Source organism: Planococcus sp. APC 3900 (assembly GCF_030407735.1).
Taxonomy (GTDB): domain Bacteria; phylum Bacillota; class Bacilli; order Bacillales_A; family Planococcaceae; genus Planococcus; species Planococcus notacanthi.
Window position 1 is genome coordinate 448,848 of the sequence record NZ_JASDCT010000001.1, and the last position, 22,672, is coordinate 471,519.

The following is a 22,672-nucleotide window of genomic DNA, read 5'->3' on the forward strand; positions in this document are numbered from 1 at the left end:
TTCGAAAACACAAATAAAAACACCACTAGGGGAGCCGGATATCGGCTGAGACAGGCATAAGCCTGGACCCTTCGAACCTGATCTGGATCATACCAGCGGAGGGAAGTGGCGACCGTCTGCTATTTTCTTTTACAATCGCAAACGCCGCTTCCCTTTGCCGGGAAGCGGCGTTTTTATTTTGTGAAAAAAGTTGCAGTGCTTAGCCACTTGCAACTGGATATAGAAAAAGGGAGATGGAGAAATGACATTTTGCAAAGAAGTAAGAAAAGAATGCGACAGCCTGTGGCAGGCAAGTTTCGATCATCCGTTTGTGAAAGGCATAGCAGATGGAACCTTGCCGATCGACAGATTCCGTTTCTATGTTATGCAGGATGCCTATTATTTATCGCACTTTGCGAAAGTGCAGGCGCTTGGTGCATCAAAGGCCAAGGATCTGGAAACGACACAACGTTTTGCATTCCATTCTGCACATACTTGCAGTGCTGAGCTGGCATTGCATGAATCGTTCATGGAAATTTTGGAAGTCACTAAAGAAGAGTGGGCTGCTTTTGAACCGTCTCCAACTGCATATGCCTATGTTTCGCATATGTATCGTTCGTCAGAAGGCGATCTGGCCGATGTGTTGGCCTCTATTTTGCCTTGCTACTGGCTTTACTTTGAAATCGGTGAACGTTTGAAACATGCCAAACCGGACCACCCTATTTATAATCGGTGGATTGAAACATACGGTTCCGATGAGTTTGCTTCACTTGTCAACGAACAGATTTCGCGCATGGACAAGCTGGCGGAAGGACTGCCGGAAATACGGAGGCAGGAACTGAAAAATCATTTCCGGAAAAGCAGCTACTATGAATGGAATTTCTGGGAACAGGCATGGAAAAAAGAATCCTGGGCATTAGAGACTATTAAAGAAGTAGGTGTGTAACATGTTCAGCCAAATAAAACGTGAAAATCCGCTGATCCATTGCATCACCAATCATGTAGTTTCGAATTTTCAAGCCAATGGCCTATTGGCGATCGGCGCTTCTCCGATCATGGGAGAAGCGCCTGAAGAAGCAGCTGAACTTGCCCGTTTGGCGCAGGCCTTGTCATTGAATATCGGAACCTTGCATGCAGAATCGCTGAAAAGCATGCTGACAGCCGGAGAGGCGGCCAACCGGCTGGGTATTCCTGTCGTACTGGATCCTGTCGGGGCAGGAGCAAGCAATTTCCGGAAGAAGGCTGTAAAAAAAATTTTGGACCTGGTTGACGTTAGCGTCCTTCGGTGCAATGCAGGAGAGCTCGCAGCGGTAGCCGGGAAACAATGGCAGTCGAAAGGTGTGGATGCAGGAGAAGGGCTCCTGGAAGTCCGGGAGCTTGCCGTCACCACTGCAAAAAGATTTAACTTTGTGGTAGCGGTCACTGGAAAAACGGATATTGTCACTGATGGAAAACAAGTGATTGAAATTCCTTTTGGAGATCCGATCATGGCTTCGATTACCGGTACGGGTTGTTTGCTTAGCAGCATTGTGGCTGCTGCGATGGCAGTCCGGCCAGAAGACCCTGTAAAGACTGTCAGCAACGCATTGCGTTTTTATGCAATCGCCGGTCAGCTGGCTGCGAAATCAACGAGTCTTCCGGGAGATTTTCAAGCGGCTTTCATTAATCGTTTGGCCAGCCTGACGGATAGCGGTGTGGAAGAACAGATCTATTTACAGGAGGGATTACGATGAGCAGAATTCCGCAGACTTTAACAATTGCCGGATCGGATTCCGGAGGAGGTGCGGGCATCCAGGCAGATTTGAAAACGTTTCAGGAACTGGGAGTTTACGGAACGTCTGTGGTCACCGCCGTGACTGCCCAAAATACGACAGGAGTCACCGCCATTTATCCCATGTCTGCCCAAGCCGTGCAAACGCAATTAGAAGCTGTCGGCAGCGATTTTAAAATAACCGCTTTAAAAACCGGCATGTTGTTCAATCCGGAAATCATCAAAGAAACTGCTGCCGCGATCCAGCGATTCAACTGGAGGAATGTGGTTGTGGACCCGGTGATGATCGCCAAAGGAGGAGCCAATTTACTGCAGCAGGAAGCAGTGGAAGCATTAAACCGCCATTTGCTGCCTGTGGCTTTACTGGTCACGCCAAACATCCCGGAAGCAGAAGTGCTGACAGGCATCCCCATTACAGATGTCTCGAGCCGCCGCCTGGCTGCTGAAGAGATTCTGGCAATGGGAGCCAAGTCAGTTGTCATTAAAGGCGGACACGGAACAGATCCGCAGTATGCTGAAGATTACTTGCTGCAGGCAAATGGGGAATCGCTGCTGTACCGCTCAGCGCGGATTGCGACTGGACAGACACATGGCACCGGCTGTACATTTGCGGCGGCAGTGACCGCGCAGCTGGCTAGAGGGCAAGAATTGCAGGATGCAATCCATACAGCCAAGCAATTTATTCACGCTGCACTCAGCGAGCCCTTGAATATCGGCTCAGGCCATGGGCCGACTAACCATGCTGCGTATAAAACGGTGTTAGCCGAAAGCAAGGAGGCTGCGAACATTGAAGTTTTCCGATAAGCCCTCCATTTATTTTATTATGGGATCCAGGAATTCAGGAGACCGCAATCCTTTTGAGGTATTGAAAGCGGCGTTGGAAGGTGGAATCACACATTTTCAGCTGCGCGAAAAAGGTGAGGGTGCATTATCGGGCACTGAATTGCTGGCGTTTGCTTTGCATTGCCAACTATTATGCAACGCTTACAAGGTTCCCTTCATTATTAATGATTCAGTCGAGCTGGCCTGCCAAATTGGAGCAGACGGTGTACACATCGGGCAGGATGATCTAAGCGCCTCCCAGGCACGCAAACTAATCGGCAAGGAGAAAGTCTTGGGCGTCTCTGTCCATTCTTTAGAAGAAGCGAGAAAAGCTATGGAGGATGGTGCGGATTACGTCGGGATGGGCCCGGTATTTGGGACAACTTCAAAAGCTGATGCAAAAAAGCCGGCAGGTGTTAAAGGGATTCTGGCAGTCAAAAAAGAATTTCCTGAATTGCCGGTAGTGGGCATCGGAGGCATCACTGCTGAAAATGCAGGTCTTGTATGGGCGGCGGGAGTTTCTGGAGTTGCCGTCATCTCAACAATAACTGAAGCGAAGGATATTGCGGGGCAGGTTGCTGCCTTGCAAGCTGCCAATAAAGAAGGTGTTCGAAAATGAAAACTAGAAAACTGGTTCTGATGGCGATGTTTGTCGCTATTGGAGTGGCTGGTTCCGCTTTTGTTTATTTTCCCGCTGGAATTGCCCGTGCATATCCCATTCAGCATGCCATCAATGTCATCGCTGTAGTTCTTTTTGGTCCGGGTCCAGCGATCCTGATCGCTTTTTTGACAGGTGTCGTCCGAATCTTGACCGGTACCGGATCGTTGCTGGCTTTTCCAGGCGGGATGATTGGAGCGTTGTTGGCGGGGATGATGTATGCGAAGTTCGGGAAAATCTGGTTAGCAGGCTTAGGGGAAGTAGTGGGTACTGGAATCATCGCATCTTTGGTTGCGGTGCCCTATGCGCGGATTTTGCTGGGTACTGAATTTGGCGCTTTGTTTTTTGTGCCGCCCTTTTTCATTTCCAGTTTGACCGGTGCCATTTTAGGAGGCATATTGGCAATGCGCCTTGCGAAAGCTGATCCTTTAAAAGCATGGTGAAAATCTCGGAATTTTCTTGCAGGTGTTTATAAATTCTCAATTGAGGGGAAACAGTGCAATATAGACTTTTAAAAGGGAGTGGACAGATTATGGTGAAAATTGCAGTTGAACATCCATTTACATCAGTACGTGAAGCATTGGAGAAAAAAGGATATCAGGCGGAAATGCTTGAAGACAAATCAGATTCAACCGACTATGACGTCATTGTTGTGAGAGATCAGGAAGATTTAGCTGATTATCATATGAGTGTATCACTTGTTGAAGCTAAAGGACGGACCTTATATGAAATCGTGGAAGAGGTGGAAGAGCGCCTCGTACGTGGCGGCAAAATCCAATCTCCACAGCCTACTGAAGCTGAACGCAAGGAAAGTGGCGGAGGCGGTGGTTTCTTAGCCGGCGCAGCAACAGGCGCAGTTATCGGAGCGGCAGCTGGGCTATTGTTCGCACCGAAAAGCGGGAAAGAGCTTCAAGAAATCGTTAAAGAAAAAACAGCCAGCTCGAAAGATCCGAACGCTGAAAGTTCAGGCGGTAAATTAGATCAAGTGAAAGAAAAGGCCAACCAATTGAAAGATAAAACAAGTGGCCTTACCGATAAAGCAAAAGAAACAACATCTGGAATTACAGAAAAAGCTAAAGGTAAAGCCGATGAGCTGAAAGCGAAACGTGTAGAAAAGCAAGAAGAAAAAGAATTGAAGAAACAAGAAAAAGTGATTGAAAAAGAAGTGAAAGAACAGGAAAAAGCTCAAAAAGAACATGAAAAAGCTGAAAAAGCTGTAGAAAAAGAAATCAAAAAAGCTGACAAGGAAGCCGACAAAGAAAAAAGCGGCATCGAAGTCGTTGAATTAGGCGATGCATCTGTCGAAAAAGACAGCACTGGCAGCGTAACTGTAAAAGCTGAAGATAAAAACAAAAAATAACAATATAAAAGGTGTCCGCCAGATGGATTGGCGGGCACCTTTTTGCGTTCATTCGAATAATAGCTGTTTTATGTCAAAACTATGCGGCCATACAGCTTTACTCCGGGGCAACTTTGTCTATTGGTTCATGAGGCGTTGGTTCCGGTACGCGGGAAAGGACGACAAGGCCGATCACAAACAAAATGACCAGGCTGAAGACACCCATGCTCGAGTTGCCGGTTACTTGTGAAGTGACCGCTACAAGCAAGGGGCCAGTGATTGCAGCAAACTTTCCAAAGATATTATAGAAACCGAAGAATTCATTGGAGTTCTCTTTAGGTACCAGTTTTCCGAAATATGAACGGCTGAGTGCCTGGATGCCGCCTTGGCTGGTGGCCACAAGCATTGCCAAAATCCAGAAATCCGTAATGGTTTCCAAGAAGAAGGCGTAAATGCAGACCACGATATACACGCAGATTCCTACGTACAGCATTTTTTTGCCGGTAAATCGATTTGCCAAACGGCCGTAGAGAATAGCAAAGGGAGCGGCCACCACTTGGGTGACAAACAAGACAATCAGGAGACTTGTTGCACTTAGCCCCAAGTCAGTGCCGTAGGCCGTTGATAATGAAATGATCGTCCCAACACCATCGATGTAAAAGAAATAAGCGATCAGAAACAGGAACAACGCCCGGTACTGACGGATTTCCTTTATGGTTTTTCCAAGCCGTTTAAAGCTCTGATGAACAGGATTGGGTTCGCGTTCGATATAGTGAAGCTGTTTGACATGGCGGAACATCGGCAGTGAAAAACAAACCCACCAGATCGCTGTAATGAGGAAAGCGATACGGCTCGCGGCCGTGGCCGAAATTGGCAGCACTCCATTTTGAGCCAGTAAAATGATGGCGATCGACAGGATAAATGGAATGGTGGATCCAATGTAACCGAGTCCATAGCCGAATGCCGAAACACTGTTCATCCGTTTTTCTGTCGTTACATCAACAATGAAAGCATCGTAGAACAAATTAGCGCCAGTGGCACCAAGAGCTGCAAAAACGTAACAGATCAGCATCAACAGCCAATTGTCGCTTGGTACGAACGCTAACAAGGCGGTGGAAATAGTGCCCAACAGGAAAAAGGCAGTGAAAAACTTTTTCTTCATGCCCTGGTAATCGGCGATAGTTCCGAGTATGGGTCCGATCATCGCCAAAATAAACGTAAAAATCGCAATGGTGTATCCTAAATAAGCCGTTGAATCAGATAAACTAACACCGGCTTCAGTGGCTGATGCTTTGTAGTAAATCGGAAAAACTGCTGTCGTGATGATGATGGAATAAGCAGAACTTCCCCAATCGTATAAAGCCCAACTTTTCTCTTCTTTTGAGAATTTTTTCATCGCCCTATCCCCTTTGTCCCGCTTTGGCAATCAATAGTCTAAAACCATGAACTCCACTTTCCTCTGTCAGATAACTTTATCCCGCTTTAACGGGCAGTAAGACTCCCGCCTCTAAAAGCAGGAGCTCCACTGACCGTAAAAGTCCAATTGGATCGGGCCGACAGGATGTCGGTTACATAGGCGCTGCCGCAGGACGCGGCGCGTTTAGCCTATGTTCTGCTTTTTATCAGTAGGGGATTAAGACCCTCCACTGATTGAAGTTTCTCTTTATTGTACAAGAAGACAATAAAAAATGATGCAGAATATTTAAGAAAATACAGAAATTTTACATTTCGAACGGATTGTTTTGAAAACAGAAACCCCATCGCATTTGTTGAGTCCTACTTAAGCTTGCATTAAACTTATAGAGAAGAAGAAAGAGGGATATGTTTTGAAGTTAATTTCGTGGAACGTCAACGGCCTTCGTGCAGTCATGAAAAAAGGCTTTATGGATTTTTTCGCTGAATCAGATGCCGATGTTTTTTGCCTGCAGGAAATTAAACTGCAGGAAGGCCAGATTGAAATGGATTTGCCGGGATATTATACATATTGGAATTATGCACATAAAAAAGGCTATTCCGGAACCGCAATTTTTACAAAACAAAAGCCGTTATCGGTCCAATATGGCCTTGGGTCTGAAGAACATGATACGGAAGGCCGAATGATTGCGTTGGAATTCGAAGGCTATTATGTGGTGAATGTCTATACACCGAATTCTCAGCATGGTCTGTTGCGATTGGATTATCGTCTGTTGTGGGAAGATGCCATTTTGTCATTTGTGAAAACCCTGGATACTCACAAACCCGTTATATTATGTGGGGATTTGAATGTGGCCCATGAAGAAATCGATTTGAAAAATCCGAAAGCCAATAAGAAAAATTCAGGATTTACACCTGAAGAACGTGGGAAAATGACACGGTTTTTAGCAAGTGGCTTTGTAGATACTTTCCGTCACTTCCATCCGGAAGAATCGGGTTTTTACTCTTGGTGGTCCTACAGATCCAATTGCCGTGAAAAAAATATCGGATGGAGAATCGATTATTTTATCGCCTCCCAAAAATTGCTGCCGAATTTATGCAGTGCAAAAATCCACGCAGATGTTTGGGGATCGGATCATTGTCCCGTTGAATTGATGATGGAACTATAAAAAAACACACTCGGTTTCCGAGTGTGTTTTTAAAATTAAAATCATTTGGAATAGTTTCACGTGAAACTATTAAAGTCCCATAACGCGCTCTGTGAGGCGTTTGCAATTGTCTTGGTCAAAATAATCGATATAGTCGCTCGCTTTAGGGTACCATTCATTGTAGGTTATTTTTTCTTCAATAATTTTCTTCAGGTATTCATAAACATGATCGATTGAATCCGCTTTGTAACCGTACAAATCACTGTCCAGATTCAAGTAAGTTCCTCTTTTTTCGAGGTATTCCTGCTGGTCGAACATGTAGAAGATAATTGGTTTATTGAGGTAGAGAAAATCCCAGGAAACACTGGTGATATCCGTCAAAAGCATATCATTATGATCGATTGAATACTCAATGGTTTCCTGATTGAAATCCAAAAATTTGATGCCGTGTTCATTGTCTGTCAGGCCAGTAAAATAACTTTCGAACTTTTTCATAAAAGGATGCAAGGCGATATTCAAGTGGAGATTATGGTCGGTAAGCAATTGCTGGATGCCTTGATGCTTCAATAAACCTGTGGTGTTCTTAAAGTAAGGACTTTCGATAAATTCTTCTTTTGTCAGATCAAATAGCCACTCACGCCACGTCATCATCATCAGGATATTCTTCACTTCTTTAGATGGTTGATTTGGCGGATACCGATCGAATCGCGGAAAGCCGGTGAGGATCAGTTTCTTTTCGGGAATCTTCCATTTGTTGAGTTTCAGTTCATATTCATACTGAGAAGCGCAGTTGAAGTAATCCGTGCGTTTCAACAATGGCACATCTTCTTTTTGGATCAGGATTTTCTTGAACCCTTCAATTCCGTGACTGACATGAGTAATGATTGTTTTTCGGTTGAGAAACAGAAACTTGTCAGCTGAAGGAACGATGTCATAAAGAAGAGAGTGGCCATGAAACGTATAATCAGCCTGGAAAAAGAGCAAATAGTTTTTAAAGCTGCCCAGTGGAACGGCGTTTTCAATTTTTTGGTCTTTTGCATAAGAGGTTTTTGGATCATACATCCAATAGGCGGTTACCTGGTCTTTGTGGTTATTCAATAAGTACTTATGATAAACCGCAGCATTGTCTTCATATTTTTCACCGAGGTTTCCTCCGACAAGGGCAATTTTCTTTCCGCTTTTTTTCTTTGTGAAAAAAGAGAGGAGGTATGCGGCTGAGACTTTTAAAAATACTTTCAAGGGATCCCATCGCCCTTTTTCTTTTAATTCTACACTCATCTAAAAGCCCTGCTTTCTACTAGTTGTCATTACTTTAGTTTTTCATACAACGCTGGTTTTGTCTATCTCCAGTTAATAAACTAATATTTTAATTTACTTTATAAATAAGGTGTTTATTTTTGAAGGAAAATGGGAAGAGTATTAGGTGATAGCACATTGCAGAGGAGGATATTCATGAAGGAAAATAATGAAGAGTTAAAGAAGAAAATGGGTACAGGCGAAAGTGAAGAGTCATTGACAGACCGTCAAGGCCATCCGATTAGAGATAATCAGAACATGCGAACTGTCGGTAACCGTGGCCCTGCTACACTTGAAAATTATCATTTCATTGAAAAAATCTCGCATTTCGACCGTGAAGAGATTCCGGAGCGAATTGTCCATGCGCGTGGCGCTGGTGCATTTGGTTATTTTGAAACTTATGGTAAAGTCGGCGATGAGCCGGTAGAAAAATATACACGCGCTAAAGTATTTTCAGGTGCGGGAAAACAGACGCCGTTAATGGTGCGTTTCTCAACGGTGGCTGGATCAAGACATTCTCCGGAAACCGACCGCGACCCTCGTGGATTCGCCGTTAAAATGTATACGGAAGATGGCAACTGGGATTTGGTCGGAAATAACCTTAAAATATTCTTTATCCGTGATGCAATGAAATTCCCGGATATGATTCATGCCTTTAAAACTGACCCGGCATCGAATATTGCTGATCCGCAGCGAATGTTCGATTTTGTTGCCCGTTCTCCGGAAGCAACGCATATGATTACGTTTCTGTTTTCACCGTGGGGCATCCCGGCAACGTACCGCCATATGCAGGGATCTGGAGTAAACACGTACAAATGGGTCAACGACAAAGGTGAAGCTGTATTGGTTAAATACCATTGGGAGCCGAAACAAGGCATCCGCAACTTGACTCAGAAAGAAGCTTCTGAAATCCAGGCGGAAAACGTCGGACATGCAACGCAAGACCTTTATGAAGCCATTGAAAACGGAGATTATCCGGAATGGGAGTTGTTCGTTCAAATTATGAGCGACGATGAGCATCCGGAATTGGATTTTGATCCGTTGGATGATACAAAATTATGGCCGCAGGATAAATTCCCGTTCCTTCCAGTCGGGAAAATGGTGCTGGACCGCAATCCGGTCGATTACCATGCTGAAATTGAACAAGCAGCGTTCGGTACAGGAGTTCTTGTAGACGGTTTAGATTTCTCTGACGATAAAATGCTGCAAGGTCGGACTTTCTCTTATTCCGATACACAGCGTTATCGGGTTGGAGCCAACTACTTGAAACTTCCGGTTAATGCTCCTAAGAAGCGTGTCGCAACCAATCAGCAGCGAGGGGCGATGGATGTGAAAAATCCTTATGAAAACCCTTCAAATCCATCTATTAACTATGAACCATCTGTTCTTGGTGGATACAAAGAAGCGGATTCGAGCGAAACGCCTGCTCACGAACCAGCATATAACGCAAAAGTAGTATCAGCGCCAATTGATCGTACCAACAATTACGGGCAAGCGGGTGAAACATACCGCAGCTTTGAGGATTGGGAGCGCGATGAACTGATCAACAATTTGGGTGATGCATTATCGGTCTGTGATCCTCGCATCCAGGAAGAGATGATCCATCACTTCACACAGGCGGATGAAGACTATGGCCGCCGTGTACGTGAGAATATGGAAGAGAAGATGAAAGCGAATGAAGAAATGAAAAAATCAGGTCCGAAAGTATATGGTCAGCCTGCTGCCAATAAGGTGGCACAAGGTGCAGCTGCAAAAGGCCACGAAGCAAAACCATATTAAAATTCATCAAAAAACCGGTAGCCCTCAGTGGCTTACCGGTTTTTTAAATGGAACTATTCTTCACTGATTCTTGTTCCTCAAAGAGGAGTGGTTGACCCCAAACACTTTTTCGACATCTATGAGAAAAGCGATGCCTTTACCCGGAGCGTTCAAATCGACGGCTTGTTCAATGCTCGCGACCACATTTTCTGCATAACTGCTCGGAACAAGCGTCAGCACTACGTCTTTTTCTGGGTCAATGGTGAAATTCATGAACTTCTGCTGTTCGTTGACTCCTGTGCCACGCCCGTTTAAGATTGTACCGCCTTCTGCCCCTGCTTTCGAAGCGGCTTTAACAACTCTTGAAGAGTCGCCAGAATTGACAATGGTGACAATTAATTGAAAGTCCTTCAGTTCTGATTCCAAATCTGTAGCCCCCCTCTTTCTTTTTCGGTCGTCCTGGCGTTGGGATAAATGCGGCACTCCAAGCAATTTACTTAAATGAATAGTAAAGCCCAATCCATAACCTGGCTTTCCCAGTTTCCCCACTTTAGTGACCGCTTCTGCAACGGCTTTTTCATTGTCTCCATCCAGTGCAAAAAAAATCACATCTTTTTCATGGGTGGCTGGAAGACCAAAAAATGTAGGTTTTTCATTTCTTCCCATGCCTTCGCCATATACAATAGTCGCCCCATCAACGCCCGCTTTTTTTGCTGCTGCAATCACTTCGCGGGAATGGCCTCTTTTGACAATGGCGATCATCAGTCTATGATTAAGAATCATTGGTTTTCCCTCCGCTTTTTTTAGTGAAAATCAGCCCGAGTATCAGTACTGCAATGATAGGTGTCAGGGCTACAAGTGCGATCATTCCAAATCCATCGGTTAAAGGATCGCTGCCTTCTATGGCAGTCGAAATGCCTACTGCCACAGCAACGACAAAAGTGACGGTCATTGGTCCGGTTGCCACGCCTCCCGAATCAAAAGCGATACCGATAAAAGTCTGCGTTGAAAAAAAAACAAGAATGAATGCCAATAAATAACCCGGGATAATGAAGTACCATAACGACCAGCCCGTTAGAATTCTCAGCATGGACAAAGCGATGGATACGCCGACGCCTGTCGATAATGTATAAAGCATCATTTTACGGGAAATGTATCCGCCGGTCTCTTGGTCGACTTCATCTGTCATAATACTGACGGCCGGTTCGGCAAATGTGGCAGCGAATCCAAGAACAAAACCAATCGGAATCAGCAGCCATTTGTTATACCAACTGCCAAGCGTTTCACCCATCATTGTCCCTACAGGCATAAATCCAACATGTACACCTTGAAGGAAAAAAGAAAGGCCGAAGAAAGCTAAAATAAAACCAATTCCTACCTGAAGTACGCGCTGCATCGGCAATTTAAGCATAAACACCTGGAAGGCTGCGAAAAATAACAAAAGAGGGAGAAGTGCCAAACTGACTTCCAGCATCACGGTTGGAAAACCTTCGAAAACATGAATGTTCACCTGAACAACACCCCCAGCACCATAACAGCCAGAATCGGTCCAATGGATGCCAAGCCAATCAAGCCAAATTTCTCGCCAGAACTATCATCTTCTGAGCGCAATACAGAAGCAACACCAATGCCAAGTGCCAGAATAAATGGAACTGCCATCGGTCCGGTTGTAACACCTCCGGAATCGAAGGAAATGGAAATGAAGGCCTCGGGGACAAATAAAGATAGCAGAAAGACTAAAGCGTAACCGCCGATGAGTAAATAATGGAGGGGAATTTTAAAGATGGTGCGGACCATGGCCAACGCCACAAAGATAGCCAGTCCGAGGGAGACGGATAGAATCAGAATTGCTGCACTTACAGTGCCTTCAGAGACTTCATCAATTTGCTTCGCCAATACCCGGACATCGGGTTCCGCGACTGTAACGGCGATGCCCAGTAAGAAACCGGTTGCAATAATGAAACCTGCTTTTTTTGTGCTGGGCAGCCTTCGTCCAATCATTTCACCGATAGGCAGAAGGCCGGCGTTGACACCGATCAAAAACAGGAAAAAACCGATACTGACAAAAAGAACACCGACAAGAAATTGAATCACTGCCTCGAAAGGCATTTTGATGAAAACAACCTGCAGAAGAATAACAACAATAGTAACCGGGAGGATGGCGGCAGCGACTTCTTTAAACGTATCTCTTACGTTTTCCATCGAGAGTCTGTCCCCATTTCTGTTTTTTTACTCTTATTCCCCCCCATAAGCAGGCGTAAACTTTTGCTTTATTAACAAAAAAAGAGCGATGCCCACTTTTCTGGAGTGGCCATGCTCTTTTAGCACTAACATAATTCTCGTTATTTCTTAAACAGTTCTTCCAATGCGTCTTCTGTAGAAGAGTCAGCCAATTTGACGTTTGAACGGTAAGCGGCCCTTGTGATCAGATGTCCCGCAACCGGTGCAGTCAAAAAGACAAAAATAATGCCCAGAATAAGCCGAACGCTGATAAAGTTTTCGGATGCCCAGAAATAGATGAATGTTCCCGACAGCGACAATAGCACGGCTAAAGTAGAACTTTTAGTAGCTGCGTGTGAACGGGTATAAACATCCGGCAACCGAAGGATACCGATTGCGCTGATCACCGCCATGATGCTTCCGATCAAAATAAGAAAAACGCCGAAGTACTCAACGATCGTGTTTATGTTCAACGATATCGCCCCTTTCAACAAAACGCGCTAAAGCCAGTGTGCTGATGAATGCCAGAATTCCCACAATCAGGATGACTTCGAGAAATGCATGCGTGTTGAGGACAACAGAAAATACAGCGACTCCTGAAATCAGGTTAACGCCGATCATGTCCAGGGCCACAACGCGGTCGGGCATGGAAGGGCCGCGGATAATCCGATAGAGGGCCAGGATGATTGCCAATATGAAAAGGGACAAGGCGATGGTCAGTATCGTATTAATCAATTTCTCGTCACCTCCATAATCGCTTTTTCAAATACCTTGATGGATTTCAGTACGGAATCCCGGGAACTTTCCACATCCATTGCATGGATATAGAAAACTTTTCCGTCCGGCGATACTTCCATCACCACGGAACCGGGTGTCAATGTCAGCAGAAGGGCTAGCGTAGTCAATTCGTAATCGCCTTCCATACTATGTTCATAAGTAAAGATGCCGGGTTTTATATTGAGTTTTGGGCTGAGGATCTGTTTCATGATCAGCAAGCTGGATTGTGAAAGTTCCGAAATGAAAATCAGCAATAACTTAAGCGCGGAGAAGACGCGCAGTAAATAGAACTTGGTCCCGAAAAATCGGTGCATCAGAAAAAGGATTCCAATACCGATCAAATAACCGGTCAGAAAAGTCGTCGGATAAAAAGCGTCTTCATCCATCAGCAAGGTCCATAGAAAAGCAATGGTGATATTTAAGAGGAACTGAGCCGGCACTTTGATTCACTCCTTTCAATGATTAATAGATTACTGAATCAGCCCTAGAACCGCATCAATGTAAATCCCAGGATTCAGTAATGTTTCAGCTGCATCTGTGACATAGGGCGCCATGCCTTCGGTACCCAGACCAATGCCGATTGTCAAAAGGACAAGAGCCAGGCACGGCCATAAAACGCCTTTTCGCAATGGCGGTTGTTCTTCTTTACTGACGATGGTTTCACCCCAGAAGCAATTTTTGAAGACGCGAAGCAACGAGTAAAGAACGAAGATGCTGGAAAGGAGAGCCAGTGCCAGCAATACGTAAGAACCGCTATTGATGGCTGCGCCTGAAATCAGCACTTTCCCGATAAAACCGCTGAGTGGCGGGATTCCTGCAAGTGACAGCATGGTAACGAAGAAAGACCATCCCAATAATGGATAGTTCTTCATGAGTCCACTCATGCCCGCCATTTTAGAAGTTCCGCTTAGTGTGATCATGGTACCGACAAGCAGAAACAGCAAAGCTTTGGCGACCATATCATGGATCAGGTAGTAGATGGATCCTTCAATGGATGCTGGAGTGGAAATCGCCAACCCAACCAATATGAAACCGACCGCAATAACCACGTTATAAGCCGCAATCGTGCGGATGTCGTTAAAGGCAATGGCCCCGAGGCTGCCGCCGATTAAAGTAAGTGCAGCCATGATGCCAATCAGCAGATGCGTAGTTTCCGGCTGATGATAAAAAATCAATGAGAATGTACGGAAGAGGGCATAAATGCCAACCTTCGTCAATAACGCGCCGAAAAGAGCGGACGTCACAATAGGCGGTGAGCTATAGGATCCCGGTAGCCAGGAGTACAGAAGCAATCCGGCTTTTAAGCTGAAAACGATCAAAAAGACGATGCTGATAGTGGTCAGAAGAGGGGTTTGTCCTACTTCAGCAACCCGTTCAGCCACATGCGCCATATTCAAAGTACCGACCGCTCCATAAAGGAAAGCCAGTGCGACCAGGAAGAACCAGGACGAAACGATATTGATGGATACATACTTGATGGCTTCCCGCAGTTGGCGTTTGGAATTACCCAAAGTCAGAAGTACATAGGAAGACAGCAGCATGACTTCAAAGCAGACAAACAAATTGAACAGATCGCCTGTCAAAAAAGAACCGTTGACACCGGCTATAAGAAACAGCACGGAAGGATAAAAATACATCGTCTGCAATTCTTTGCTAGTGGAGATTAAGGCATAGCTCAGGCAAATCGCCGTTACAATGCTGGAAGTCAGCACTAGCAGAACAGAAAAGGAATCGGCAACGAACAGAATGCCGAAAGGTGGCTCCCAACCGCCGAAATCCAAACGGAAAATCCCGTCGGTCTGGACTTTATGCAAAAGGTAAACTGAAATGCCTGATGTAACCAGCATGCTGGCAATGCTGATCCACGCTTGGACTCGGCCGTACGTACGAAGGAAAATCAGCAATACACCCACAACAATCGGAAGCAGCATAGGAAGCACTAAGAGATTATTCATCATCAGAACCTCTCATTGCGCTTAGATTGTCCGTTCCCAGTTCCTGATGGGCGCGGTAGGCAAGCACCAGGATAAACGCCGTCACCGCAAAACTGATGACAATGGCAGTTAAGATTAATGCCTGCGGCAATGCATCGACATAGGTTTCGGCTTCTTCGCCAAGCAACGGCACCGCTCCTAATTTAAGGCCGCCCATCGACAAGATCAACAGATGGACTGCGTGGGACAGAATCGCTGTCCCCAATATGACACGTACAATATTTTTGGATAATACAAGATAGATGGCGACCGTGGTAAGGACGCCGACCAAAATAATGATCAATGATTCCACAGGCTACTCATCCTCACTTATGCTAAGAATAATATTCACGACAACGCCGACTACAGTCAACGCGATGCCGGCTTCAAATACGGTGACGGTGGCAAGTTCGGTTTTGCCGAATATCGGCAAGTCGAAATAGCCGAAGCTTTGGCTTAAGAAAGCCCCGCCGAAAAACATCGGGGCTATTCCGCTGATCATTGCCAACAATACACCAAGTGCAGAGAGCTTCTTGAAATCGATGGGCAATGCTCCGCTGACAGTTTCCGAATCGTAGGATAGGAACATCAGCACAAATGCCGAAGCAATTACCAATCCGCCGATAAATCCTCCTCCCGGTTCATTGTGGCCGGAAAAGAACAAGTAAATGCCGAAAGTTAAAATAATCAAAACAACGGCTTTCGATACGGTTTTTAAAATCACATCATTGATGTTCATCTTTTCCCGACCCCTTTCCAACTTTTAAGCGGATCAATGTATAGACGCCAAGTCCGGCAATGAACAGAACAAGTGATTCCAGCATAGTATCAAAAGCGCGGAAATCGCCCAAAATGGCATTGACGATATTCTCTCCTCCTGCAAGTTCATAGGAATCTTCGAAGTACCCGGAGATGCTTTCGAATAATTCCCCGCTGTTGACGGTCAAGCCGATCAATGTAACGGTCACTCCGCCGCCGATGGCAATAAGTGCGTTCCGAATTTTTGTCCGTTTTGGAGAATCTTCTTTTTTCCATTCAGGCAAAAAGTTAAAGCACAGCAGGAATAATGTGGTGGTCACCGTTTCGATGACCAATTGCGTCAATGCCAGATCCGGTGCGCGGAACAACACAAAGAAAATGGCGATGGAGAAGCCAAGCACACCATTCAGTAAAATAGCTGTCAAGCGGGACTTGGCAAATAAGATGCTGACTGCTGCAACTGCCATTACGGCTACAAGCATGCCCTCATAAATGCTGATGGGTGAATCGGCCATCAAATCCACGGATAACGCACCAGTGATGAGAAGTGCGCCGCCGGCTGTGGCAATAAAGAAAATGAAGATATAGGCAAAGTAAGCTGGCAAGTGGCCAGTCATATAATGGGTTGTGATCCAATTGGCAACTCTTTTCAAATCCTTCAAGAAAGAATTATAAAGCACGGTGAACGTCCAATCTGCAGGCTGCAGGCGGTAGATTTTAAACCAGCTGCGGAAAGTAAGGAAAAGAAGCGTCCCTACAATTACGATTCCCAACGTCATAAACAATTCAGTGTTAAAACCATGCCATGCCGAAATCTGAGGTGCTGCACCTGAAATTCCAGGGATTACACCGTTCAATGCCGGCCGAAGCAGATAGTCCCCCAATAGATTAGGGGCGAAAAACAAACCGATGATCAATATACAAAGGATGGCAGGTGAAATGAGCATACCGATTGAGGGTTCTACAGGCTGTTTGTCCAGCTTTTTCAGCTGAGATGAACCGAAGAACGTGCGGAATACCAAAATCATGCAATAAACGAAAGTGAAGACCGAAGCGATCCAGGCAATAACAGGAATGAGCACGCCCCATGCAGAAACGCCGAAAGCTGGGAGTCCGGCCGCATTGACCGTAGCTGTGAAAAACATTTCCTTACTTAGGAAACCGTTGAAAAACGGCAGCCCCGCCATTGAAAAGCTGCCGATGACAGCAAATGTGAACGTGATCGGCAAGAAGGCCATCAAGCCGCCCAGACGCCGTATATCACGTGTGCCGACCTGGTGATCGATGATACCGACTGCCATGAAAAGTGCACCTTTAAATGTGGAATGGTTGACGAGGTGGAACAAGGCTGCAAAAATGGCTAAACCGTATAAAGCCCCTTGTTCACCGTCGCCGAAATACATAGCTGCTGAGCCAAGTCCTAACAAGCTCATGATCAGACCCAGTTGGCTGATCGTTGAATAAGCGAGCAGGGCCTTTAAGTCCGTCTGCCGGACGGCACAGAATGCCCCCCAGAATAAGGTGATAAGCCCGACAATAGTGATGGTCCAGAACCAGGAAGCGTTGCCGGCAAAAATCGGTGTGAAACGGGCAACTAGATAAAGCCCCGCCTTTACCATCGTGGCAGAATGCAGATAGGCACTGACCGGTGTCGGTGCTTCCATCGCATCCGGCAGCCAGATATGGAATGGGAATTGTGCTGATTTAGTGAACGCGCCAAGAAGCACTAAGAACATCGCCGGATAAAACAGCGCATGGTCTGTGTACTGGCCGATGACAGCGATAATTTCCCGGATGCTGAAGGTGCCGGTCATGGAATGCAGCATCATGAATCCAGCAAGCATCCCCAATCCGCCAAATACAGTGATCAGCAGAGATTTTTGTGCGCCGTAGCGCGAATTTTTACGATGGTACCAGAAAGCAATCAGCAGGAAAGAAGAGATGCTGGTCAATTCCCAGAAGACATAGAGCACAAGGAGGTTATCAGATAGAACGACACCGAGCATAGCCCCCATGAATAACAACAGGTAAGCATAGAAATGCGGGAAGGAGTCGGATGGTGAAAGGTAGTAGATGGAGTAAAGAACGACTAGGCTCCCCATACCGGTTATCAGTAAAGCCAAAATCAAACTGAGTCCATCAAGATAAACGGTAAAGTTGATGCCTAATGAGGGAATCCAATTAGCTGTCTGGTTAAGGACTTCGCCAACTGAAATAGCAGGAATTTGCAAGGCGAAAATGATGAACAATGCAGTAGGTACCAGCAGAACGAGCCAGCCGATATGCAAACTGCCTATGCGATTATGTATAAGTGGAATCAAAGCGGTAGCAATGAAAGGAATTAAAATGGCGATAATCAATAAATACACGGCAGAACCTCCTGAAATGAGTTAAAAATCATTAATGAATGGAAAAATCAATGAGCGGGTATATAATAAGGGAAAAAGGTTTCGCTTTTCCTGCAATATGATATGATAAGGGCTCCCAAAGCAGTCAATGTAAATTATACAGGAAATCCGGGGATTTTTCATTTCTCAGCTAGCGCCAAAGTGGAAAGAAGAGAATTCTTTTTGAGAACTGTAATTTGAATGTGCACAAAAGCCCTTGATTTTTTAAAATAGAAGAAGTATAATTTCATGGTTTTGAATTTCAGGATAGACATTATATTTTCAGGGGGGTGAACATAAATGAAAAAAATCAGAGGACGAATGGATGAAAGTATCCTGGTATGTGTGTTTTATGGTCCTAATGGCGAACGATTAATCAGCCGTGGCCATCGACTTGCCAGCATGCTTGATTGCCCGTTGTACATTTTAACGGTGGATCCGACATCTATTAACGAATTTGACGCTGAAAAGGCTTCTTATATTGAACGATGGAAAGAGCTTGCGGAAGAATACGAAGCTGAAGAGTTTATTGTTCGTGATAATGAAAAACGCCCCTCTGCAAAAGTGATTGCAGAAGTGGCTCATGAATTCAACATCACGCAAATTATCATTGGGCAAACTGCCAGAAGCAGATGGGAAGAAATCACAAAAGGATCATTCCTCAATATGCTGCTTCGCGAAATTCCATTTGTTGATCTGCATGTTGTCTCAGTGGCTCGCACAGTCAAAGGCGTTGAAGGGGACGAATTCGAGAAAGGCGTACGCTGCTACCTGGTGAAAGATGGGGACAGCTACAAAATCAACTTTACGCAATCGAAAAAATGTCAGATTGAAGGGATTTTCTTTAAAGAAATCGGTACTGATTTTGATAACGGGATCTTTAAATTCATGCATGACAATAAATTATATCAAGCGGAAGTGACAGACGACCGTATCGATTTGCCTGAAATTATTGATGCTTGCCTGGACAAAGAATTAGTGAAAAACAAATAGCTTAAACAAGGCTGCTTCGCCATCGAGGCAGCCTTTTCTTTGCTTAAAAGGAGAATATTGATGAAGAAATCTAAAAGATTGACGCCGCTTATCCCAAAGGAATTGGAAACCCGTACTTTCTCAACAGCCCTAGATGATAATTACATAAGCAATTGCCGGGTCTCTCAGGAAACGATCGACTTTGCCACTGAAGAAGCACTTCATATCGACAAGGTGGTATTTGAGAATGTCAATTTTCTGGAGACAAGTTGGCCACGCTCGGAATTTGTCGATGTCGTGTTTCTGAACTGTGATCTGTCAAATGCGGACTTGAGTCGTGCAGTTTTCCATCGGACTGAGTTCCGAAACTCCAAATTGCTTGGAGTTAATTTTGCGGAAGCAGGAATCCGCCACACTCTTTTCGAAGAATGCCTGATGAATTACGCGACCTTCGGCTTTACTTTATGCAACACCGTTTCTTTCGTTTCCTCCTCGCTGCGTTTTGCAGACTTTTATCAAATGGAACTGAAAAACAGCGAATTCCAAATGTGTGAATTGAATGATGTCAATTTCACGGAAACCAGTCTTAAGGGCATCGACCTTAGCACGAATTCCTTCGAAAGCATTCAGGTTTCGATTGAAAAACTTCAAGGGTGCAAAGTGTCTCCAAATCAGGCGATCGCTTTTGCACGGCAAATGGGAATGATTATAGAAAACTAATATTATAGAAGAAACATGAAAAAATGCCCGGCAGTTTTAAGCTGCCGGGCATTTTTTTTGAAGCTTTTATTGGTGTATTGATGTTCGTTAATTGATGTCGAGCTTGTTTGCGCTTTTCTTATTGTCCAGTTCCAGCTGCCAGATTCTAGGGTCATAAGCCACTCTGGCTATGCGGCTGAAGAAACGCCGCTACGCCAGTGCGTCTTATGCCCGTCGAATCTACATGGCAGCTTGCGCTTTTCTTGTTAACGGACACCTTTCATGAATTGCTGAATACGTGGAGCGAAGATGAACAATAGGATACTGAGGGCGATAGAAGCTCCCCCGATGATTCCAAAGTACATCATTTCGTTTTCCACTGTATAGAATTTAACCAATTGTGCGTTGATTGCCTGAGCGGCAGCGTTGGATAGGAACCACAAACTCATTGTCTGAGCTGAGAAAGCAGCAGGCGCCAATTTGGTAGTTGCTGATAGTCCCACCGGAGATAGGCAAAGTTCACCCAGTACAACAATGAAATAACTCAAGACAAGCCAAAGGGGATTAACCAATGCTGCTGGTCCTCCAAAGTAGGCCGGCAATAGGATAACTAGGAACGATAAGCCGGCAAACAGCAGGCCGAGTGAGAACTTCTGTGGAATAGACGGCTGTCTGCTTCCCAATTTAACCCAAAGCCAAGCGAAAACAGGAGCCAGCGTAATGATGAACAAAGGATTCAAAGATTGGAACCAGGCAGGGGAAATAGTGATTCCCGCAAATTCAAGGTCCGTACGCGTGTCTGCGTAAGCGGCAAGAATAGTTGATCCCTGTTCCTGGATTGCCCAGAACATAACGGATGCAATGAATAATGGAATATAAGCCAACAGGTGTGAGCGTTCCACTTCTGTTGTTTTTTTGCTGCGGTACATAACCGTGAAATAAGCGATTGGAATCAAAATACCAAAGATACCGACAAGTGCAACAAAGCTGTTAAAAGTCAATAGACCTGTTGGAATTCCGATAGCGACTGCCGCTGCAATAATCACAGTAGCAATAGTGAAGATCAGAATTGTTGTTTTGCGTTCTGAAGGCAATAATGGGTTCGGTACAACTGTTCCTGCCAATCCAAGATTTTTCTTCTTTGTGGCGATAAAAATTACTAAACCGAGGAACATACCGACTGCTGCAATACTGAATCCCAGATGGAAGTTGATATCCATGCCGACAGTACCGACGATTAAAGGTGCCAGGAAGCCACCCATATTAATACCCATATAGAAAATGCTGAAGCCGGCATCACGTCGGTCATCATTGTCTGCATAGATTTCACCGACAACACTTGAAACGTTCGGTTTCAATAACCCGGTACCAAGGACAATCAAGACCATGGAAACAAAGAACAAAGCGAGATTTCCAGGAATTGCAAGAGCGATATGCCCAAGCATGATCAGGATACCGCCATAAAATACAGCTTTTGAGGTTCCGAATATCCGGTCTGCCAGCCAGCCGCCGATAATTCCGGACATGTAAACAAGAGAACCGTAAATAGACATGATAGATAAAGCGGTTGTTTGATCAAGGCCGAGTCCGCCATCGGAAATTTCGTAGTACATATAGAAAACCAGAATGGCTCTCATCCCATAATAGGAGAACCGTTCCCAGAACTCAGTAAAGAATAGCGTAAAAAGTCCTTTAGGTTGACCAAAGAAGCCTTTTTGAGGAACGCTATCGACAATCTCTTGTCGAGAATATTTTTCTGACATTACACTAACCTCCATTTGTTTATTCTAACATAATACTTTTTTTAGTTAAAAAAATCAAAATAAATTTATTATCTAGTAAAATAGACCTTTTTCGATAACTGAATCCAGGATTATCAACGCGAAAAAATGGAAATATGTTTTATTGGAATAATTATTTAATTCTGATTAGAATGATATTTCGCGAATGGACATAGGTGAAGTGGCACTAGAGCGGTTTTCCAAGTTTGACGTGCCTATTTACCTGCAATTTCAAATAATTAATAATGTGATAAATTAAGTAAATAAAATATCCTATTAAATTTCCATAATTAGTAATCATTAGTTAGTGTTCACTAATTATTCACACTTTTTTAAAGAATTATCCAAAAAAGATTGTGAAAAAGCGCAAGGTGCAGTATATTTAAAATAGTTAGAATATTATTTAGGGAGCAGGAGTATAAATGAAACAATTAAGCAAACGAATCAAGGACTTAAGAGAAGCAAAGGGTCTATCTACTGAAGAATTGGCAGAAGAAATCGGCTTTGCAAAAAGCACGGTTTGGGCTTATGAAAGTGGAAAGAAACAAGTGTCTGTAGTGCATCTCGAGAGACTTGCCGATTATTTTGAGATATCAGTCGACAGTTTGTTGGATCGCAGCGAACGGACAATCAATGTGGATCTTCAAAATACAAGTTTTTTAAACGATTACAATCTAATGTTGGATGACCAGCCGCTTAATCAGCATGAAATTGCGGAAGCTGCATCTTTCATTCAAGTTAAACGCCGTATGGGCAGTTATGGAACCGCAACTAACTGATTGCCTGAAGGCCCAATATAACCAAAACGCCTATTCCTTAAAGGGGAATAGGCGTTTTGATTTTTCGGAAACGACTAAGCCAGCAAGAGGAACTGCCTAAAGCGATATTCCCTGTTTTCTTGTTTATTCCAAATGCTTCCG

At 44.7% G+C, this 22,672-nt stretch carries 24 protein-coding genes and 1 riboswitch; of the genes, 11 read left to right on the top strand and 13 right to left on the bottom strand.

Annotation, left to right across the window (positions count from 1 at the left end; translation table 11 throughout):
* The first annotated feature begins 17 nt into the window (after positions 1 to 17).
* Positions 18 to 121, top strand: a riboswitch (TPP riboswitch).
* A 120-nt stretch (positions 122 to 241) separates the two neighbouring features.
* The 6 genes from tenA (at position 242) to QMA04_RS02245 (ending at position 4,590) form a co-directional block, all read left to right on the top strand.
* Positions 242 to 925: a thiaminase II gene (gene tenA / locus QMA04_RS02220; protein WP_290183838.1), complete on the top strand. Its 684-nt coding sequence runs from the start codon at positions 242 to 244 to the stop codon at positions 923 to 925.
* A 1-nt stretch (position 926) separates the two neighbouring features.
* On the top strand, positions 927 to 1,712 hold the full coding sequence (gene thiM, locus QMA04_RS02225; RefSeq protein WP_290183839.1) for a hydroxyethylthiazole kinase: 786 nt from the start codon (positions 927 to 929) through the stop codon (positions 1,710 to 1,712).
* A complete protein-coding gene (gene thiD, locus QMA04_RS02230) occupies positions 1,709 to 2,554 on the top strand; it encodes a bifunctional hydroxymethylpyrimidine kinase/phosphomethylpyrimidine kinase (RefSeq protein ID WP_290183840.1) in 846 nt (281 codons plus the stop codon). The genes thiM and thiD overlap by 4 nt, the downstream gene beginning before the upstream one ends.
* The gene (gene thiE, locus QMA04_RS02235; RefSeq protein ID WP_290183841.1) at positions 2,538 to 3,191 is read left to right on the top strand and encodes a thiamine phosphate synthase; all 654 of its coding nucleotides are present in this window, start codon (positions 2,538 to 2,540) and stop codon (positions 3,189 to 3,191) included. The genes thiD and thiE overlap by 17 nt, the downstream gene beginning before the upstream one ends.
* Positions 3,188 to 3,673 (top strand): energy coupling factor transporter S component ThiW, encoded by a 486-nt coding sequence (gene thiW, locus QMA04_RS02240; protein WP_290183842.1) that lies wholly within the window; start codon positions 3,188 to 3,190, stop codon positions 3,671 to 3,673. The genes thiE and thiW overlap by 4 nt, the downstream gene beginning before the upstream one ends.
* A gap of 89 nt (positions 3,674 to 3,762) precedes the next feature.
* Positions 3,763 to 4,590, top strand: a complete 828-nt coding sequence (locus QMA04_RS02245; RefSeq protein WP_191714872.1) for a YkuS family protein — start codon at positions 3,763 to 3,765, stop codon at positions 4,588 to 4,590.
* A 97-nt stretch (positions 4,591 to 4,687) separates the two neighbouring features.
* On the opposite strand, the gene QMA04_RS02250 is transcribed toward QMA04_RS02245, so the two are convergent.
* Positions 4,688 to 5,965, bottom strand: a complete 1,278-nt coding sequence (locus QMA04_RS02250; RefSeq protein ID WP_290183843.1) for an MFS transporter — start codon at positions 5,963 to 5,965, stop codon at positions 4,688 to 4,690.
* 430 nt (positions 5,966 to 6,395) lie between these two features.
* Between QMA04_RS02250 and QMA04_RS02255 the strand changes: the two genes are divergently transcribed.
* Positions 6,396 to 7,151, top strand: coding sequence for an exodeoxyribonuclease III (locus QMA04_RS02255; RefSeq protein ID WP_191714874.1), 756 nt, complete (start codon positions 6,396 to 6,398; stop codon positions 7,149 to 7,151).
* 69 nt (positions 7,152 to 7,220) lie between these two features.
* On the opposite strand, the gene QMA04_RS02260 is transcribed toward QMA04_RS02255, so the two are convergent.
* Positions 7,221 to 8,408: a CDP-glycerol glycerophosphotransferase family protein gene (locus QMA04_RS02260; protein WP_290183844.1), complete on the bottom strand. Its 1,188-nt coding sequence runs from the start codon at positions 8,406 to 8,408 to the stop codon at positions 7,221 to 7,223.
* 174 nt (positions 8,409 to 8,582) lie between these two features.
* Between QMA04_RS02260 and QMA04_RS02265 the strand changes: the two genes are divergently transcribed.
* The gene (locus QMA04_RS02265) at positions 8,583 to 10,205 is read left to right on the top strand and encodes a catalase (protein ID WP_225218427.1); all 1,623 of its coding nucleotides are present in this window, start codon (positions 8,583 to 8,585) and stop codon (positions 10,203 to 10,205) included.
* Between the two features lie 60 nt (positions 10,206 to 10,265).
* On the opposite strand, the gene QMA04_RS02270 is transcribed toward QMA04_RS02265, so the two are convergent.
* The 10 genes from QMA04_RS02270 to QMA04_RS02315 all read right to left on the bottom strand — a co-directional run bounded on the left by QMA04_RS02270 (position 10,266) and on the right by QMA04_RS02315 (position 18,282).
* The gene (locus QMA04_RS02270; RefSeq protein ID WP_290183845.1) at positions 10,266 to 10,967 is read right to left on the bottom strand and encodes a P-II family nitrogen regulator; all 702 of its coding nucleotides are present in this window, start codon (positions 10,965 to 10,967) and stop codon (positions 10,266 to 10,268) included.
* Positions 10,957 to 11,694, bottom strand: coding sequence for a DUF1538 domain-containing protein (locus QMA04_RS02275; protein WP_290183846.1), 738 nt, complete (start codon positions 11,692 to 11,694; stop codon positions 10,957 to 10,959). Before QMA04_RS02275 ends, QMA04_RS02270 begins: the two co-directional genes overlap by 11 nt.
* Positions 11,691 to 12,386, bottom strand: coding sequence for a DUF1538 domain-containing protein (locus tag QMA04_RS02280; protein ID WP_191714878.1), 696 nt, complete (start codon positions 12,384 to 12,386; stop codon positions 11,691 to 11,693). Before QMA04_RS02280 ends, QMA04_RS02275 begins: the two co-directional genes overlap by 4 nt.
* Before the next feature lie 140 nt (positions 12,387 to 12,526).
* Positions 12,527 to 12,877, bottom strand: a complete 351-nt coding sequence (locus tag QMA04_RS02285; RefSeq protein WP_191714879.1) for a Na+/H+ antiporter subunit G — start codon at positions 12,875 to 12,877, stop codon at positions 12,527 to 12,529.
* Positions 12,855 to 13,139: a Na(+)/H(+) antiporter subunit F1 gene (locus tag QMA04_RS02290; protein ID WP_191714880.1), complete on the bottom strand. Its 285-nt coding sequence runs from the start codon at positions 13,137 to 13,139 to the stop codon at positions 12,855 to 12,857. Before QMA04_RS02290 ends, QMA04_RS02285 begins: the two co-directional genes overlap by 23 nt.
* Positions 13,136 to 13,621, bottom strand: a complete 486-nt coding sequence (locus tag QMA04_RS02295; protein WP_191714881.1) for a Na+/H+ antiporter subunit E — start codon at positions 13,619 to 13,621, stop codon at positions 13,136 to 13,138. Before QMA04_RS02295 ends, QMA04_RS02290 begins: the two co-directional genes overlap by 4 nt.
* A gap of 30 nt (positions 13,622 to 13,651) precedes the next feature.
* Positions 13,652 to 15,136 (bottom strand): Na+/H+ antiporter subunit D, encoded by a 1,485-nt coding sequence (locus tag QMA04_RS02300; RefSeq protein WP_290184029.1) that lies wholly within the window; start codon positions 15,134 to 15,136, stop codon positions 13,652 to 13,654.
* Entirely contained in the window at positions 15,129 to 15,467 is a 339-nt protein-coding gene (locus QMA04_RS02305) for a Na(+)/H(+) antiporter subunit C (RefSeq protein ID WP_191714882.1), read from the bottom strand. Before QMA04_RS02305 ends, QMA04_RS02300 begins: the two co-directional genes overlap by 8 nt.
* Positions 15,468 to 15,470: 3 nt before the next feature.
* Complete coding sequence (locus QMA04_RS02310; RefSeq protein WP_290183847.1) at positions 15,471 to 15,893, bottom strand: Na(+)/H(+) antiporter subunit B; 423 nt, start codon at positions 15,891 to 15,893, stop codon at positions 15,471 to 15,473.
* The gene (locus tag QMA04_RS02315) at positions 15,880 to 18,282 is read right to left on the bottom strand and encodes a Na+/H+ antiporter subunit A (protein ID WP_191714884.1); all 2,403 of its coding nucleotides are present in this window, start codon (positions 18,280 to 18,282) and stop codon (positions 15,880 to 15,882) included. The genes QMA04_RS02310 and QMA04_RS02315 overlap by 14 nt, the downstream gene beginning before the upstream one ends.
* 318 nt (positions 18,283 to 18,600) lie before the next feature.
* Between QMA04_RS02315 and QMA04_RS02320 the strand changes: the two genes are divergently transcribed.
* Together QMA04_RS02320 and QMA04_RS02325 are read left to right on the top strand one after the other, a co-directional pair.
* Positions 18,601 to 19,293, top strand: coding sequence for a universal stress protein (locus QMA04_RS02320; RefSeq protein ID WP_191714885.1), 693 nt, complete (start codon positions 18,601 to 18,603; stop codon positions 19,291 to 19,293).
* Positions 19,294 to 19,353: 60 nt separating this feature from the next.
* Positions 19,354 to 19,992 (top strand): pentapeptide repeat-containing protein, encoded by a 639-nt coding sequence (locus QMA04_RS02325; RefSeq protein WP_191714886.1) that lies wholly within the window; start codon positions 19,354 to 19,356, stop codon positions 19,990 to 19,992.
* A gap of 245 nt (positions 19,993 to 20,237) precedes the next feature.
* On the opposite strand, the gene QMA04_RS02330 is transcribed toward QMA04_RS02325, so the two are convergent.
* Positions 20,238 to 21,734, bottom strand: coding sequence for a peptide MFS transporter (locus tag QMA04_RS02330; RefSeq protein ID WP_191714887.1), 1,497 nt, complete (start codon positions 21,732 to 21,734; stop codon positions 20,238 to 20,240).
* A gap of 440 nt (positions 21,735 to 22,174) precedes the next feature.
* Here QMA04_RS02330 and QMA04_RS02335 point away from each other — a divergent pair, with 440 nt between their 5' ends.
* Positions 22,175 to 22,531 carry a helix-turn-helix domain-containing protein gene (locus QMA04_RS02335; protein ID WP_191714888.1) on the top strand — a complete coding sequence of 119 codons (357 nt, stop codon included), beginning with the start codon at positions 22,175 to 22,177 and terminating at the stop codon, positions 22,529 to 22,531.
* Positions 22,532 to 22,672 lie beyond the last annotated feature (141 nt).

Coding starts and splice junctions, on each gene's coding strand:
- tenA (WP_290183838.1), top strand. CDS start 242: ATGACATTTTGCAAAGAAGTAAGAAAAGAATGCGACAGCCTGTGGCAG.
- thiM (WP_290183839.1), top strand. CDS start 927: ATGTTCAGCCAAATAAAACGTGAAAATCCGCTGATCCATTGCATCACC.
- thiD (WP_290183840.1), top strand. CDS start 1,709: ATGAGCAGAATTCCGCAGACTTTAACAATTGCCGGATCGGATTCCGGA.
- thiW (WP_290183842.1), top strand. CDS start 3,188: ATGAAAACTAGAAAACTGGTTCTGATGGCGATGTTTGTCGCTATTGGA.
- QMA04_RS02245 (WP_191714872.1), top strand. CDS start 3,763: ATGGTGAAAATTGCAGTTGAACATCCATTTACATCAGTACGTGAAGCA.
- QMA04_RS02250 (WP_290183843.1), bottom strand. CDS start 5,965: ATGAAAAAATTCTCAAAAGAAGAGAAAAGTTGGGCTTTATACGATTGG.
- QMA04_RS02260 (WP_290183844.1), bottom strand. CDS start 8,408: ATGAGTGTAGAATTAAAAGAAAAAGGGCGATGGGATCCCTTGAAAGTA.
- QMA04_RS02265 (WP_225218427.1), top strand. CDS start 8,583: ATGAAGGAAAATAATGAAGAGTTAAAGAAGAAAATGGGTACAGGCGAA.
- QMA04_RS02270 (WP_290183845.1), bottom strand. CDS start 10,967: ATGATTCTTAATCATAGACTGATGATCGCCATTGTCAAAAGAGGCCAT.
- QMA04_RS02280 (WP_191714878.1), bottom strand. CDS start 12,386: ATGGAAAACGTAAGAGATACGTTTAAAGAAGTCGCTGCCGCCATCCTC.
- QMA04_RS02300 (WP_290184029.1), bottom strand. CDS start 15,136: ATGAATAATCTCTTAGTGCTTCCTATGCTGCTTCCGATTGTTGTGGGT.
- QMA04_RS02310 (WP_290183847.1), bottom strand. CDS start 15,893: ATGAACATCAATGATGTGATTTTAAAAACCGTATCGAAAGCCGTTGTT.
- QMA04_RS02320 (WP_191714885.1), top strand. CDS start 18,601: ATGAAAAAAATCAGAGGACGAATGGATGAAAGTATCCTGGTATGTGTG.
- QMA04_RS02325 (WP_191714886.1), top strand. CDS start 19,354: ATGAAGAAATCTAAAAGATTGACGCCGCTTATCCCAAAGGAATTGGAA.
- QMA04_RS02330 (WP_191714887.1), bottom strand. CDS start 21,734: ATGTCAGAAAAATATTCTCGACAAGAGATTGTCGATAGCGTTCCTCAA.
- QMA04_RS02335 (WP_191714888.1), top strand. CDS start 22,175: ATGAAACAATTAAGCAAACGAATCAAGGACTTAAGAGAAGCAAAGGGT.